This window comes from Streptacidiphilus alkalitolerans, from assembly GCF_042511045.1.
Classification (GTDB): Bacteria; Actinomycetota; Actinomycetes; order Streptomycetales; family Streptomycetaceae; genus Streptacidiphilus; species Streptacidiphilus alkalitolerans.
The window spans coordinates 54,803-69,181 of record NZ_JBHEZX010000014.1 but is presented as its reverse complement, the minus strand read 5'-3'; the positions used below and the strand labels follow the sequence as shown (position 1 = coordinate 69,181).

Here is a 14,379-nt window from a genome sequence, read left to right as displayed (position 1 = left end):
CGTCCACTTCCGTTCTCAGCCCGAGGCGGTGGGGCCCTCAAGGTGCTTGCTGATCCACTGGATCGGGCCGTCGCCCATGGCGGGGACGTAGGTGTAGGCGTTGTGCTCGCCGCCCTGGATCACATGGAGGTCGGTGTGGATCGGCCCCTTGCCGTAGGTCGCGACGAACTTCTTCACCTCGGCGATGGTCTCGGGGTTCTCACGGGTGCCGACCTGGAAGCCGAGGTAGACGTCCGGGCCCTTGTGGGCGATCAGCTGCTGGGCGAGCAACTCCGGGTTGTTCTGCGCCTCCTGCTTCTCATGGCCCTTCCACAGCGGCGAGTCGGGGACGATGTCGGGGCCGGAGGCAAGCACCGCCTTGAACCGGCCCGGATCCTTCAGCACCGCCTTCAGCCCGGCGAAGCCGCCGCTGGAGGAGCCCAGGAAACCCCATCCGCCACGGGACTTGAGCGTGCGGAAGTTCGCCCGCATCAGGTCGGGGACGTCCTGGGTCAGCCAGGTGCCCATCCTGGGCTGGCCGGGGATGTCGCTTCCGTCCCAGTAGAGCCCGTTGGTGTCCGGGGCCGGGTTGAGCACGGGCATGGCCAGCAGGAACGGCTTGCTCCGGCCCGACCGGTACCACGAGCTGATGCTCTCCTCCAGCTTCAGACCGGGGTCCGTCCAGTAGTTGTCCGGGAAGCCGGGGCCGCCGGGCAGCGCCTCCAGCACCGGGAAGCCGCTGTTGGCGTACTTGGGGTCGTCGTACGCCTTGGGCGCCCAGACCCAGACCTTGCCGGTGAAGCCGGACTTCTTCCCGTGCAGGGTCACCACGCCGATGTGGGTGCCGTCGTCCAGGGTGTGCGCGACCTTGAACGCCGCCCTCGGCCCGGTCGGCAGCACCGTGCCCGCGTCCGAGGAGACCTTGCCGTCCCCGCTGCGCCCGGTGCCGCCCGTCGCCGCGGCGAGCGGGCGGCCGTAGGTGATGGGGTCGCCCTTCTGGCTGAACGGCGGGATCTCGTAGTGCCGCATCACCGGCACCGCGACCGTCACCAGCGCGGCCGTGCACACGGCCGCGGAGGTCCACACCACCGCCCGGCGTCCCATGCGGAAGGGCCGGGACGGGATGGGCTCGTCGGGCATGGTGCTCCTCCAGCTGGTGGATCGAGGCGCGGGACCCGGGGTCGCGGGGTCCCGCATCTGATCGTCACTCAGACTTCAAACCCCTGCCAGCCGGAGGGGTCAGGACGAGCGACCGACCTCCACGGCCTGCCCGAAGGCCGCCATGCAGGGGGCGCAGTACTGCTCGGTGGCCTCCTTGTCGCCCCCGCCGGGAACCCCGGCCGGTGCGGCCCGCCCGCACAGCGTGGCGGACGAGTCCTTGCTGACGACGTGCCATACGACGGCGGCTTCGGCCGCCCGGGTCTCTTCGGCGCGCATCTCATACATGGCGTTCCCTCCCTGGGTCTCCTCCCACGGTAGGAACCGCTCTCCGGCTGTGCGACGGGAGCACGGCGAACGGGTGACGGGCCGTCCGCCGGTCAGCGCGCCTCGCGGAGCCTCGCGAAGCCGGCGAACTGGTCCACCAGGCTCTGCGGCGCCTCCTGGTCGAAGCAGAGCACCAGGTTCGCGGCGGATTCGGCCGCGGCGGCCTCACTGCGCGGGAACAGCGCCGCCTCGTAGGCGGCGAGCGCGGCCTCGGGGTCACCGGGGTGGGCGGCCAGCGCGAGACCGAGTTCGGCGCCGTCGAGCATGGCCAGGTTGGCGCCCTCGCCGGCGAACGGGGACATCAGGTGCGCGGCGTCGCCGAGCAGGGTGACACCGGGCACGCGTTCCCAGCGGTGGCCGACGGGCAGCGCGTGGATCAGCCGGGGGGTCAGCGGGGTGTCGGCCTCGGCGACCAGGGCGCGCAGGCTCGGGTCCCAGCCGTCGAAGTGCGCCAGCACCGCCGCCTTGGCCGCGCTGTCGTCGCCGAAGTCGATCCCGGACGCCCAGCTCTCGGGCGCCTCCACCGCGACGTAGACGTGCAGGCTGTCGTCGGGCTCGCGGTGGGCCAGGAAGCCCTTGCCCGCGCCCAGGGCGAACAGCATCCCGCTGCCGACGACGGAGGCCGCCCCGGGGTGGCGGGTGTCGGCGTCCAGCAGGTCGAAGTCGACGAAGGACAGGCCCGAGTAGACCGGAACGGCGTCGGAGACCAGCGGCCGGATCCGGGACCAGGCGCCGTCCGCGCCGATCAGCAGGTCGGTGCCGACCCGGGTGCCGTCGGCGAGGGTCAGCTCATGGCCGCCCCCGTCCAGTGGGCGGGCCGCGGTGACCTTGGAGCCCCAGCGCACCGCGCCCTCGGGCAGCGAGCCGAGCAGCAGGTCGCGCAGCTCGCCGCGCTCCACCTCGGGGCGCCCGCCGTCGCCCTCGTCCTCCTCCGCCATCCGGACGACGGCGTGCTGGTCCAGGATCCGCATGGCCTCGCCGCCGGGCAGCACCAGCTTGCGGAACTCTTCGTAGAGGTCGGCGGCGCGCAGCGCGGTCTGGCCCGAGTCCTCGTGGATGTCCAGCATCCCGCCCTGGGCGCGGGCGGTCGGCGAGGCGTCGAGGTCGTAGAGCACGGCCTCGATGCCGTGGACGTGCAGGACGCGGGCGAGGACGAGCCCGCCGAGGCCCGCGCCGACGATGGTGAGGGGGTGGTGCTGGTTCATGGCGTACTCCCAGAGGTATCGGGGGCGGGTGCGGCCAGAACGCCGCTGATCAGCGCCTGGAATCCCCAGGCCAGGCGGGCTTCGCCGGTCCCGGAGAGCAGCAGGCCGCCGAGGGCGGCGATATGCGGGTGCCGGGCCGGCGCGGCCTCCCGAAGGGCCGCGGTCAGGGCGTCCCACTCGTCCTGGGCGTCGGCGGCCTGGCGCCGGGTGGACTGCTCGGCCGCGGTCGAGGTGGTGAACAGCAGCAGCAGGTCCACCGCCCATGCTGCCCCGGCGGGCGCCAGGCCGCCTTCGCCCAGCAGCGCCAGGACGGCCTCGACCAGGTCCAGGTAGTGCTCGCCGGAGGGGCGGGCGACCAGGGCCGACCGGGCCAGCGCCGGGTGCTCGAAGAGCACCGCGAGGTAGGAGCCGAGCAGGCGGGTGAGCCGGTCCCGCCAGTCGCCGTCGGCCTGAGCGGGGGTCAGGTCGACCGCGCCGAGCAGCTGGTCCAGGATCGCCGCGTGCAGCTCGGCGGTGTTGCGGACGTAGACGTAGAGCGAGGCCGGGCCGGTGTCGAGCTCCTGCGCCAGACGGCGCATGGTCACCCGCTCCAGGCCCTCGGCCCGCATCAGCTCGACTGCGGTGCCGATGATCCCGGCCCGGGTCAGGGCCGGCTTCGCGGGCCGCTCCCGACGGCTGCGGGGCTCTCTGGCGTGTGCTGTCATGCCTCCACGGTAACGAACATGTTCGTCAGGAACAAGTTCGTTGAAGGGTCGACCGCTATCCTTCCGGTATGACGATGCACAAGAGCGTCCATGTGAGTGTTGACGCGATGATCGAGGACCTCAGGACACTCGTCGAAATCGAGTCTCCGTCGCGCGACCTCGACGCCTTGAAGGCTTCGGCGAAAGCCGTCGCCGCCGTTGTCGAAAGCCGTCTCGGCGGGCACGCCGCCCTGGTCGAGAGCGAGGCCGGGCCGCACGTCCACTGGTCCGGCGGCGGGGAGCCCAAGGTCCTGATCCTCGGTCACCATGACACGGTGTTCCCGCTCGGCACCCTCGAACGCCGCCCGTTCAAGATCGAGGACGGCCGGGCGACCGGCCCGGGGGTCTTCGACATGCTCGGCGGTCTGGTCCAGGCCGTCCATGGTGTGGCCACGCTGGACGACTGGTCCGGCGTCGAGATCCTGGTGACCGCCGACGAGGAGGTCGGCTCCCGCTCCTCCCGCGCGCTCATCGAGGAACGGGCCCTCGCCTGCGGCGCCGTGCTCGTGCCGGAGGCGTCCGCCGACGGCGGAGCCCTGAAGACCGGCCGCAAGGGCTGCGGCACCTTCTGGGTCACCGTGGCCGGCCGGGCGTCGCACGCGGGCCTGGAGCCCGAGGCCGGCGTCAACGCCCTGATCGAGGCCGCGCACCTGGTGCTGGAGATCGCCGCCCTCGGCCGGCCCGAGATCGGCACGACGGTCACCCCGACCGTCGCGACCGCCGGGACCCTGGAGAACGTCGTCCCCGCGGAGGCGGTCGTCACCGTCGACGTCCGGGTCGAGACGGCCGGCGAGAAGGAGCGGATCGAGGCCGCCTTCGCCGCACTGGCTCCGCACGTCGCGGGCGCGGAGATCTCGGTGGAGGGAGCGGTCGGCCGCCCCCCGATGCCCGAATCCGCGTCGGTCGAGCTCTTCGCGCTGGCCCAGCGGCTGCTCCCGGGCCTCGTGGGCACGGCAGTCGGCGGCGGAAGCGACGGCAACTTCACGGCCGCCCTGGGCGTGCCCACCCTCGACGGCCTCGGCGCCGTCGGCGGCGGCGCCCACGCCGACCACGAGTACCTGGTGGTCGACGCCATGGCCGAGCGCGCCAACCTCATCGCCGGTTTGGTGCACGCGATTCAGAACCCGTAGCGCGGTGGAGGGGCCGGCCCGGTCGGGCCGGCCCCTCGCTGTGTCCTAGCCGGCGACTCCGTTGGAGTAGCTGGTCATGTCGAAGGTGCCGAAGCCGTTCTGCACCGGGTTTCCGCTGTTGTTGATGCAGTGCAGGATGCCGCCGCCGCCGGGGCCGTTGAGGCAGACGGTCATCAGGTCGGTGAAGACCACGCCGCGGGTGTCGGGGACCTCGTAGGCGCGGTCGGTGTAGACGTCGGCGTTCAGGTCGAAGAAGCAGTAGCTGCCCAGCCCCCAGGCCTGGTGGTCGGAGACCGAGTCGGCGACCTTGTAGGCGGCGTAGCCGTTGGTGCTGCCGTGCCGCCAGGCGGACTGCGTGGGGACGTCGTAGGGGTGCTCGTTCTGGAAGAAGTAGGTGCGGCCGTGGTTCCCCTTCCACAGCACCTCGTACTTCTGGTAGTGCTCGACGGCCAGGCCGTAGGCGATCACGCGGTCGCCGTTCACCAGGAAGCCGGTGTCGGCCGGGTTGACGGTCCAGCCGACGGTGTTGTCCAGCCCGTGGTCGGCGCGCCAGAGCCAGAGGTTGTCGCAGATCACGTCGTTGCTGTCGAGCTGGACACTGACCGCGGCGCCTCCGGCGACCGCGCCGCCGATCCGGGCGTAGACGTCGAACAGCACGGTGGGGTTCGCGGCGTGGGACGTACGGCTGCGGCCGTGGCCGACCCGGAGCAGCACCGGCGAGGCGGCGGAGCCGGCCTCGAGCAGCACCCCGGCGATGGAGACCCCGCCGATGTCCGCGACCTCGATCAGGGCGTTGTCGTGCGTGGCCTGGAGCGTGGCCAGGCCAAGGCCGAGCACGACGGTGCCGGGCCGGTTCACCTGGATCGGGCCGGAGAGGGCGTAGACGCCGGGGGTGAGGAGCAGGTGACTGCCGCGCGCCAGCGCCTCGTTGATGGTCCTGGCCGAGTCGCCGGGCTTGGCGACGTGGAAGCGGGACAGCGGGACGCTCTCCCCGGCCGCCCGCCCGGAGGTCCAGGACGGCCCGGCGCTGTTGTGCCGCAGGGCGGGCACGAAGACGTGGTACGAACCGTCGTGGGCGATGGTCAGGAACGGCTTCTCGCGGACCGACGGGGTCCGGTCGACGGTGGTCATCGGCGGGGTGGGGAAGCTCTGCGCCGGGGCGCCCTCGGTGCCGACGAAGACCATGTTCCAGTTGGAGCCGGTCCAGCTGCCGAAGCTGTCGTTCCGGGACAGCCACTGCTGCTGCGAGCCCGACTGCACCTGGCCGTCCACCACGCTGTCGGCCAGGTACCCGCCGCTGGACCACTGGTTGCCGGGCGGGCTGGGCCACAGCGACATGTCGCCCTTGATGTGGGCCCGCCGCATCCCGCCGGCCTGGGCGACCGCCCAGCGCTCCAGGCCGTCCGGCGGGACGATGGACAGGTTCTCGGCGGCACGCCAGAAGTTCTGGGTGCCGTTGCCCTGCAACCACTGGGCGTCGACGGTGACATGACCATTGATCACCACGTCGTCCGGGGAGGACCCGAGGCCGAGGACATGGGTGTAGAAGCCCACGTTGACGTCGACGTGGTAGGTGCCGGGCCGGAAGGCCAGGGCGTACCGCTCGGTGCCGAACTGGTTGGACTGCTGGGTGGCGAACACGGCGTCCAGCTGCGCCTGGATCGAGGCGTCGCTCATCGACGGGTCGAAGACCAGGACGTTGGCGCCGAGCCCGCCGTCGTGGCCGCCGTGGCCGTGGCCCGAGGCGGGCGACGGGGACGGCGACGAGGCGAACGCCTCGCCGGTGGCGAGTGGGCCGACCAGTGGCAGTGCGGCGGCGACAGCGGCCGTACGCAGCACGGTACGGCGGCTTGGGACGTTCGGCATGGCGCGCTCCCTGTGGTGGGTGGGGGAGAGGGTGGTGCGGCTGATCGGGGAGCGCTAGAGAGCGCTCTCTGCCAGAGCAGTGAATCACCGTGATTGTGCAGCGTCAATGGCTTCGCGCGCGGGTGTGGGCGTGGGCGGGGCGGTGGGGTGCTGGGGGCCTCGGGCCAGGATGTAGACGAACAGGGCGGCCATGACGGCGACTCCGGCCCACATGGCCTGCTGCCAGCCGTCGACGAAGGACTGCCGGGCGGCGGCCCGGATCAGGGCCTGGGCCTGCGGGCCGGCCTGGTCGGCGACGGCCAGGGCGTTGGCGATGCCCTCGCGGGCGGTGGCGGCGGTGTCCCTGGGGACGGTACCGAGCCGGGGGTCGACCGCGCTGCGGTAGCCGGCCGACAGCAGGGCGCCGAGCAGGGCGACGCCGAGCGCGGTGCCGAACTCCCGGGTGACGTCGTTGAGCGCGGACGCCACGCCCTGGCGTTCGCGCGGCAGGGCGCCGGTGATGGCCTCGGTGGAGGGGGTCATCGTCAGGCCCATGCCGAGGCCCATGGCGAGCATGCCGGGGAGCACCGACAGGTAGCCGCCGTCGACCGAGACCAGGGTGGCAATCAGGGCCAGTCCCGCGCCGCCCAGCAGGATTCCGGCGGCCATGGTCGCGCGGCTTCCGACGCGCTCGGCCACCCGGGGGGCGAGCCCGGAGGCCGCCATCATCAGCACGGCCATCGGCATCAGCGCCAGGGTGGACCGCAGGCCGGACCAGCCGAGCACGGCCTGGAAGTAGGGGAAGAGCACCACGAAGATCCCCGCCTGGACGCCGAAGACCACCAGCAGCGCCACCGAGCCGGAGGCCGGTCCGCGCTCACGGAAGAGCCGGACGTCGAGCAGGGGAGCCGGCCGGCGCAGTTCCCAGAGGACGAAGGCGGTGGCGGCGACCGCGCCGACGAGCAGGCTCAGCAGGGTCACCGGCGCGGTCCAGCCGCGCTCCGGCCCCTCCTGGAGCACCAGGATCAGCCCGACCACCGCGATGGACGAGGCCGCCGCGCCGACGCCGTCGAAGGTGTGCTCCGACCGCTCGCGCGAATTCGGGACGGAGCGCAGCGTGGTGACGATCGCCACCGCGACCAGGGCGACGGGCAGCACGAAGAGCCAGCGCCAACTCGCCAGGTCCACCAGGGCGGCCGACAGGAACATGCCCAGCACGCCACCGCCGCCGGCCACCCCGGTCCACACGCCGATCGCCCGGCCGCGCTCCTCCGCCGGGAAGGTCGAGGTGATGACGGCGAGGGTGACCGGCATGATCATCGCCGCGCCGACGCCGCTGAGCAGCCGGGCGGCGAGCAGTGCCTCGGCCGAGGTGGCCAGGCCCGCCGCCACGTTGGCCAGGCCGAAGACGGTCAGACCGGTGAGCAGGACCGGTTTGCGGCCCCACCGGTCGCCGACCGCGCCGAGCGGCAGCAGCAGTGCCGCCAGGCTGACGGTGTAGATGTTGATGATCCACAGCACGGTGCTCTGCGAGGCGCCGAACGCGGTGGCCAGGTCCGGCTGGGCGACATTGAGCCCGGACACCGAGGCGATGACGGCCATCAGGGCGATGCAGACGGCGATCAGGATCGAGCGGCGCTGACGCGTCGTACTCATGGGAGCGGGCCTTTCGGTGGAGCGATGCGGATACGGATGACGCCGGCCTTCACACGCCGGCCTTCACACGCCGGCCGTCACGCGCCGGCTGTCACGCGCCGGCTGTGCCGCGTCGCGCGGCGGCCACGGCCGCGTCGGTGTCGGCGGCGGCCAGGTCGGCGTTGATGTGGGCGCCGGCCAGGGCGCCGCCCGCGGCGGAGGCGCCGACCTGGGCCATCGGGTCGGTGGCGTTGCCCGCGATCCACACGCCCGGGACCTCGGTGGTGCCGGCCATACCGGTGGCGAAGTGGTCGCCCATCCCGCCGGGCAGGTCCTGCAGCGGGAGCTTCAGCCCGTCCAGCCCCTCGGTGCGGGCCCGCAGGGTGGTCGCCACCGCGAGGACGCTGCGGGCCACGATCCGCCCGTCGTCCAGCCGCACGCCCGCGATGCCGCCCGCCCCGGTGGACTCGACCGCGGTGACCTGGGCCTCCACGACCCCGATGCCGCGGGCGGCGAAACGCTCCCTGGTGTCCTGGTCCAGGTCGGTGCCGCGGCTGAAGTAGACCAGGTCGTCGGTCAACTGCCGGAACAGCAGCGCATGGTGGACCGAGGCCGGGCCCACCGCCAGAACGCCGATGGCCTGGTCCCGCACCTCCCAGCCGTGGCAGTAGGGGCAGTGCACCACGCTGTGCCCCCAGTGCGGCGCCAGCCCGTCGATGTCGGGCAGGACGTCCCGCAGCCCGGTGGCGACCAGCAGGCGGCGGGCCCGCAGGGTGCCGCCGTCGGCCAGGGTGACGGTGAAGCGCGGATCCCCGTCCGCGGACGGGTCGGCCGCGGCGGCGGTCACCTCGCCGGACACCACCGTGCCGCCGTAGCGGCGCACCTCCGCGCGGCCGAGGCGCAGCAGCTCGGCCGGCGGTGTGCCGTCGTGGCCGAGCAGGCCGTGCACGCCCTCGGCGGGGGCGTTGCGCGGGGTGCCGCTGTCGATCACCACGACCGAGCGGCGGGAGCGGGCCAGCATCAGCGCCCCGTTCAGCCCGGCGGCGCCACCGCCGATCACCACGGCGTCGACGGTGGCGCTGGTCGCGCCGATCTCTCCGGACTCGGTAGTCGTCACAGGCATGGTCGTACCTCTCCTCGCAGGTGCTTTCCCGTTCACACTAAGCAGACCTTGCGCGTCAGGCATACAATGTTGCCTATGACGCAAGACAATGGTGAGCTGGACAGCCTCGTACGCAAGCGGGTCCGCGCGCTGCGGGTGGCACAGGGCTGGTCCCTCGACGAGCTGGCCACCAGGGCCCGGCTCAGCCCGTCCACCCTCAGCCGGATCGAGAACGGTCAGCGCAGGCTCGCGCTGGACCAACTGGTCACCCTCGCCCGCGCGTTGGACACCACACTGGACCAGTTGGTGGAGACCGCCACCGACGACGTGATCTCCAGCCCGACCATCGACGCGGCCCACGGGCTGATGCGGTGGTCCATCCGCGCGGACCCGGGGATGAGCGTGCTGCGGCAGCGGATGACCAGCCCGCCCGACAAGCCCTCGAGCATGCGCGCCCACCCCGGGCGGGAGTGGCTGGTGGTCCTCTCCGGCACCGCCGTCCTGCTGCTGGGCAACCGGCGCTTCCGGGTGGAGACCAACCAGGCCGCCGAGTTCCCGACCATGCTCCCGCACGCCATCGGCGCCGAGGGCGGCCCGTGCGAGATCCTGGGCATCTTCGACCGCGACGCCCGCCGCAGCCACCAGCGCAACGACGTCGTCACCGGTTCGGACTCCAGCGGATGCTGACGCGCCGCCACCCGTGCTGTGCTGGTCGTCGGGGACGACGAGCGAGGATGTGCGATGGTGCTGCCGGTGCTGCCACCGATCGAGCCGATGCTGGCCAAGGCCGCGGCGGCCGTGCCGACCGGCGGATTCCTGTACGAACCCAAGTGGGACGGCTTCCGCTGCCTGGTGTTCCGCGACGGTGCCGACATCGAGCTGGGCAGCCGCGGCGGCAAGTCGCTCACCCGCTACTTCCCGGAACTGGTCGCCTCGCTGGCCGAGGCGCTGCCGCCGCGGTGCGTGCTGGACGGGGAGATCGTGGTGGTGCAGGGCAGCCGGCTCGACTTCGACCGGCTCAGCGACCGCATCCATCCGGCCGAGTCGCGGATCCGGCTGCTGGCCGAGCAGACACCGGCGACATTCGTGGCCTTCGACCTGCTCGCGCTCGCCGACCAGGATCTGATGGGCCGTCCGCTGGCCGAGCGGCGCGAGGTGCTGACCCGGCTGTTCGCGCCGCACCCGCGGGTGCGGGTGTCCCGCGCCACCCAGGACGCCGACCTCGCCAGGACCTGGTTCGAGACCTTCGAGGGGGCCGGGCTCGACGGCGTGGTCGCCAAGCCGCTGGACGGCGTGTACCGACCCGGTGAGCGCGCCATGGTGAAGGTCAAGCACGAGCGCACCGCCGATGTCGTGGTGGCCGGCTACCGGCTGCACAAGAGCGGCCCGGTGGTCGGCTCGCTGATGCTGGGCCTGTACCTCGAGGACGAGCCGGGAGTCCTCAACTACGTCGGCGGCGCCAGCGCGTTCACCATGGCCCGCCGCGCCGAACTGGTCGACGAACTCGCGCCGCTGGTGCTGGGCGAGGGGGAGGACCATCCCTGGACCGGCGAGGACGACGGCGGACACCGCCGCCCGGGCGCGCTCAACCGGTGGAACGCGGGCAAGGACCGGTCCTTCGTGGCGCTGCGCCCGGAGCGGGTCTGCGAGGTGCGCTACGACCAGCTGCAGGCGGACCGGTTCCGGCACAGCGCGCGGTTCCTGCGCTGGCGGCCGGACCGTCAGCCCGAGTCCTGCGGCTACGGCCAGCTGGACGTCCCGGCCGCCTACGACCTCGCCGACGTACTCGGCCCAGCCGCCGGCCCGGCCGACTAGCCCGCGTCGGGCGCCTCGGGCCCATCCGGCGCGTCGGCGGCGGGCGCGTCGTGGCGGGCCTTGGACGGCTGGACCCGCTTGGGCTCGCCGGGCATCTTCGGGAACTCCGGCGGATAGGGCAGGTCGCCGAGCCCGCGGTCCCGCACGTCGCGGTCGGCCAGCTCCAGCAGGGCGTCCAGCGTGGCGGGGGCCTCGTCGATGCCCTCGTGCGCGTCCCCGCGCTCCGCGAACAGCGCGGGGACCGTGCGCACGGTGAAGTCCTCCGGGACGACGTCGGGGAGGTCCGGCCAGCGCACCGGCATCGAGACCGTGGCGTCCGCCGTGGCGCGAGTGGAGTAGGCGGCGGCGAGCATCCGGTCGCGGGCCATCTGGTTGAAGTCGGCGAAGATCCGCTCGCCGCGCTCCTCCTTCCACCAGGAGGTGGTGAACAGCTCGGGGCGGCGGCGTTCGAGTTCGCGCGCGAGGGCGATGACCGCGCGCCGGGTGTCGATGAACGACCAGCGCGGTTCGATCCGCACCAGGACGTGCAGGCCGCGCCCGCCGGAGGTCTTCACCCACGGCACCATGCCGAGCTCGGTGAGCAGCGCGCGGGCCTCCGTCGCGGCCTCGACTGCCTCGGCGAAGCCGGTGCCGGGCTGCGGGTCGAGGTCGAGCCGCAGCTCGTCGGGGTGGTCGGTGTCCTCGCGGCGCACCGGCCAGGGATGCAGCTCCAGGGCGTTCATCTGCACCGCCCACAGCACCGTGGCCGGCTCGGTCACGCACACCTCGTGGCCGGTGCGCCCGCTCGGAAAGGTCACCTCGGCGGTCTGCACCCAGTCGGGCAGGCCCTTGGGCGCGTGCTTGGTGTAGAACGAGCTGCCGCCGTCCACACCGTCCCGGAAGCGGTGCAGCGCCATCGGCCGTCCGGCGAGCGAACGCATCAGCCCTTCGGCGACGGCGACGCAGTACTCGGCGAGTTCCAGCTTGGTGACCCCGACGGCCGGATAGACGACCTTCTCCGGCGAGGAGATGCGCACCCGGCGCCCGGCGACCTTCACGAACGCCTCGCTGCTGCTCATGACCGTAGGCTAAGCGCCCGCCCCGGCAGCCGCATGCGGACGGCGTCCGGGCCGGGCGCCGGACCGGACGGCGGGCGCCTCATTCGGACAGCGCGTCCTTGCCGGCGGGTTCCGGCTGCTGGGACAGCCGGTGGGTCACGGCGAGCCCCCAGGGAATCGCGAAGAGGAGGACGAGGGCGAGGCCGAGCACGAGGGGAGCCGGGTGCGCGGCGCCGACCGCCGCGCAGAGCACGCCCGCGGCGACGCAGGTCCGGGCCAGCGGCCGGTAGAGCCCGGGGTCCAGGCGCCGGACGCGCAGGGAGGCCGCGAGCAGCGTCGTCGCGCAGAGCACCACGGCCGCGCCGCCGCCGAGCGCCCAGGCGGTGGCGGCGGGGGTCCGGCTGTCGTGGGCGTGCTCGACCAGGTCGACCATCGCGGCGCCCATGACCGCCACCGCGGCGGTGAGCGGCAGGTGAACCAGCATCCACTGCGCGGTGCTCGCGCGGGTGGGCCGCGGCTGCCGGTGCCCGGCGAAGTCGAAGTAGGTCCACCAGGCACCGAAGCCGACGATCACGGCGACGAGTCCGACGGCGAGGGTGAGCGCGCTGGTCGGCTCGTGGGACAGCCCGTCGACCACCCCGGTCACGGTCTCGCCGAGCACGATGATGATGAACAGCCCGAAGCGTTCGGTGAGCGCGTCGGTGACGCTGAGCGCGACGGCCTGCATCGGTGTGGCCGTACCGATCATGACCGCGAACCCCAGCAGGTAGGCGACGGCCAGAAGGCCCCAGGCCAGCACCCGGAGTCCTGCGGGCAGGGCGGCGCTTGCGGCCAGGATGACCGCGCAGACGGCCGTCCCGGTCACGAACAGCCTGCTGGAGCGCCGGAATTCGGGGCTGTCACCGCGTGCGGCGAGCAGCCACAGCACGGCCAGCACCGCGAACAGCACCCCGGCGTCCACGGCGAACGCCGCCCCGTGCGCGCCGCCCGCCTCGGGGATGAAGCCGCCCAGCGGCACGAGCACCAGGATCTGCAGCAGGAACATGCTCCGGCCGCGGGCGTCCTCGCGCCCGTGCAGCTCGTGGTGGAGGCTCCCGTTCAGCCAGGCGATCCACACCAGCGCGAACACCGCGGCGAACTCGCCCAGGCCACGCCAGCTGAGCTGCCCGGCGAAGTGGTGGGCCGCCTGGGCCACCAGCACCACCACGACCAGGTCGTAGAACAGTTCGAGCGGGCCGACCACCCGCTCGCGCGGCTGCTCGCCATGGGCGCGCGGTGGCTGCCACAGCTGACGGCGCAGCCGGGCCCACCGCTCCTGTCGTGAGGTCATCTCCGGAGGCTAGTGAAACGTCAGCGGACGAGGGCCTCGGACACGGCCCACAGGCGTGCCGCGTTCTCCCGGTCGACGGCGTACGGCGCGACGCCGGCGACGGCGCCCGCCCGTTCGGCGACCGGCTCGGCCGGCGCGCAGTCCTCGAAGTAGCGGCCGGTGACGCCCGCCACCGTCGGCGAGGCGGCCAGCAGGACCGAGGTCGCCGCACCCTGTTCCACCGTCTTCTGCGGCGGCAGCGCGAGTGCGCCCGAGGCGATGAAGTCGGCGATCTGCTCCAGGTCCAGGTGCCGGGCCAGCGAGGTGTCCGCGATATTGCCGGGCATCAGCGCGTTGGCGGTGATGCCGTCGTCGGCCCATCGTTCGGCGGCCCCGACGGCGAACAGGGCGTTGGCGGTCTTGGACTGCCCGTAGGAGGTCCACGGGTCGTAGGGGCGGAAGCGGTAGTCCAGGTCGTCGAAGACGACCGGCGAGAAGAGGTGGCCGATGGAGCTCACCGAGACGATCCGTGCGCCGTCCGCCGCCGCGAGGGCCGGACGGAGGCCGACGGCGAGGGCGAAGTGGCCCAGGTGGTTGACGGCGAACTGGGTTTCCCGGCCGTCCGGCGTGCGGACCAGTTCCGGCGGGGCCATCACCCCGGCATTGCCGACCAGGATGTGCAGCGGGCCCTGCCAGTCGGCCACGAAGGCCGCGACCGTGGACCGGTCCGCCAGGTCAAGTTGACGTACCGTCAACTGGCCTGATCCAGGCGGAAGTTCTTTCTCCAGGCGGGCCGCGACGAGGGCGCCCGCATCGGTGTTCCGCACGGCCAGGGTGACGTCGGCGCCCGCGGCGGCGAGCGCCCGGGCCGTCTCCACCCCGATGCCGGAACTCGCGCCGGTCACCACGGCCCGGCGGCCGTGCAGGTCGACGCCGTCGACTGCCTCGGCGGCGGTCGTCTGTGCCCCGAACGGGCGGGGCGTCTGCGGTACGGACATGAGGGGGCCTCCTGAGTAGTCCAACCAACTGGATAGATACATCACCGTAGGCCGGTGGGTGATCGATGTCAAACAACTGGATGGTTGGCTTGTTAG

Annotated in this window: 13 protein-coding genes; 3 read left to right on the top strand and 10 right to left on the bottom strand. The window is 73.0% G+C overall.

Going from position 1 to position 14,379, the window contains the following annotated elements; all coding sequences use genetic code 11:
• Window positions 1–15: 15 nt before the first annotated feature.
• The 4 genes from ACEZDG_RS27435 to ACEZDG_RS27420 form a co-directional block, all read right to left on the bottom strand.
• The gene (locus ACEZDG_RS27435; RefSeq protein ID WP_380514230.1) at window positions 16–1,119 is read right to left on the bottom strand and encodes an alpha/beta hydrolase; all 1,104 of its coding nucleotides are present in this window, start codon (window positions 1,117–1,119) and stop codon (window positions 16–18) included.
• Window positions 1,120–1,218: 99 nt separating this feature from the next.
• Window positions 1,219–1,425, bottom strand: coding sequence for a hypothetical protein (locus ACEZDG_RS27430; RefSeq protein WP_380514229.1), 207 nt, complete (start codon window positions 1,423–1,425; stop codon window positions 1,219–1,221).
• A 92-nt stretch (window positions 1,426–1,517) separates the two neighbouring features.
• On the bottom strand, window positions 1,518–2,669 hold the full coding sequence (locus tag ACEZDG_RS27425) for an FAD-dependent oxidoreductase (protein WP_380514227.1): 1,152 nt from the start codon (window positions 2,667–2,669) through the stop codon (window positions 1,518–1,520).
• Window positions 2,666–3,373 carry a TetR/AcrR family transcriptional regulator gene (locus ACEZDG_RS27420; RefSeq protein ID WP_380514224.1) on the bottom strand — a complete coding sequence of 236 codons (708 nt, stop codon included), beginning with the start codon at window positions 3,371–3,373 and terminating at the stop codon, window positions 2,666–2,668. The genes ACEZDG_RS27425 and ACEZDG_RS27420 overlap by 4 nt, the downstream gene beginning before the upstream one ends.
• Window positions 3,374–3,441: 68 nt before the next feature.
• On the opposite strand from ACEZDG_RS27420, the gene ACEZDG_RS27415 reads away from it, so the two are divergent.
• Window positions 3,442–4,542 carry a M20/M25/M40 family metallo-hydrolase gene (locus ACEZDG_RS27415; RefSeq protein ID WP_380514222.1) on the top strand — a complete coding sequence of 367 codons (1,101 nt, stop codon included), beginning with the start codon at window positions 3,442–3,444 and terminating at the stop codon, window positions 4,540–4,542.
• Window positions 4,543–4,587: 45 nt separating this feature from the next.
• Here the strand turns inward: ACEZDG_RS27415 and ACEZDG_RS27410 are convergent, their stop codons facing one another.
• The 3 genes from ACEZDG_RS27410 to ACEZDG_RS27400 all read right to left on the bottom strand — a co-directional run bounded on the left by ACEZDG_RS27410 (window position 4,588) and on the right by ACEZDG_RS27400 (window position 9,145).
• Window positions 4,588–6,408 (bottom strand): adenylyl cyclase, encoded by a 1,821-nt coding sequence (locus ACEZDG_RS27410; protein WP_380514221.1) that lies wholly within the window; start codon window positions 6,406–6,408, stop codon window positions 4,588–4,590.
• A gap of 84 nt (window positions 6,409–6,492) precedes the next feature.
• On the bottom strand, window positions 6,493–8,043 hold the full coding sequence (locus ACEZDG_RS27405) for a DHA2 family efflux MFS transporter permease subunit (protein ID WP_380514219.1): 1,551 nt from the start codon (window positions 8,041–8,043) through the stop codon (window positions 6,493–6,495).
• Window positions 8,044–8,134: 91 nt separating this feature from the next.
• Window positions 8,135–9,145 carry an NAD(P)/FAD-dependent oxidoreductase gene (locus tag ACEZDG_RS27400; protein WP_380514217.1) on the bottom strand — a complete coding sequence of 337 codons (1,011 nt, stop codon included), beginning with the start codon at window positions 9,143–9,145 and terminating at the stop codon, window positions 8,135–8,137.
• Between the two features lie 75 nt (window positions 9,146–9,220).
• Between ACEZDG_RS27400 and ACEZDG_RS27395 the strand changes: the two genes are divergently transcribed.
• Together ACEZDG_RS27395 and ACEZDG_RS27390 are read left to right on the top strand one after the other, a co-directional pair.
• Window positions 9,221–9,811 (top strand): helix-turn-helix domain-containing protein, encoded by a 591-nt coding sequence (locus ACEZDG_RS27395; protein WP_380514215.1) that lies wholly within the window; start codon window positions 9,221–9,223, stop codon window positions 9,809–9,811.
• Between the two features lie 54 nt (window positions 9,812–9,865).
• Window positions 9,866–10,939, top strand: a complete 1,074-nt coding sequence (locus ACEZDG_RS27390; RefSeq protein ID WP_380514213.1) for an ATP-dependent DNA ligase — start codon at window positions 9,866–9,868, stop codon at window positions 10,937–10,939.
• On the opposite strand, the gene ligD is transcribed toward ACEZDG_RS27390, so the two are convergent.
• From ligD to ACEZDG_RS27375, 3 genes are all read right to left on the bottom strand, one after another.
• Complete coding sequence (gene ligD, locus ACEZDG_RS27385; RefSeq protein ID WP_380514211.1) at window positions 10,936–11,997, bottom strand: non-homologous end-joining DNA ligase; 1,062 nt, start codon at window positions 11,995–11,997, stop codon at window positions 10,936–10,938. The two genes, ACEZDG_RS27390 and ligD, sit on opposite strands and share 4 nt — an antisense overlap.
• Before the next feature lie 79 nt (window positions 11,998–12,076).
• On the bottom strand, window positions 12,077–13,306 hold the full coding sequence (locus ACEZDG_RS27380) for a low temperature requirement protein A (RefSeq protein WP_380514209.1): 1,230 nt from the start codon (window positions 13,304–13,306) through the stop codon (window positions 12,077–12,079).
• Window positions 13,307–13,326: 20 nt separating this feature from the next.
• Window positions 13,327–14,283 carry an SDR family NAD(P)-dependent oxidoreductase gene (locus tag ACEZDG_RS27375; RefSeq protein ID WP_380514207.1) on the bottom strand — a complete coding sequence of 319 codons (957 nt, stop codon included), beginning with the start codon at window positions 14,281–14,283 and terminating at the stop codon, window positions 13,327–13,329.
• Between the last annotated feature and the right edge of the window lie 96 nt (window positions 14,284–14,379).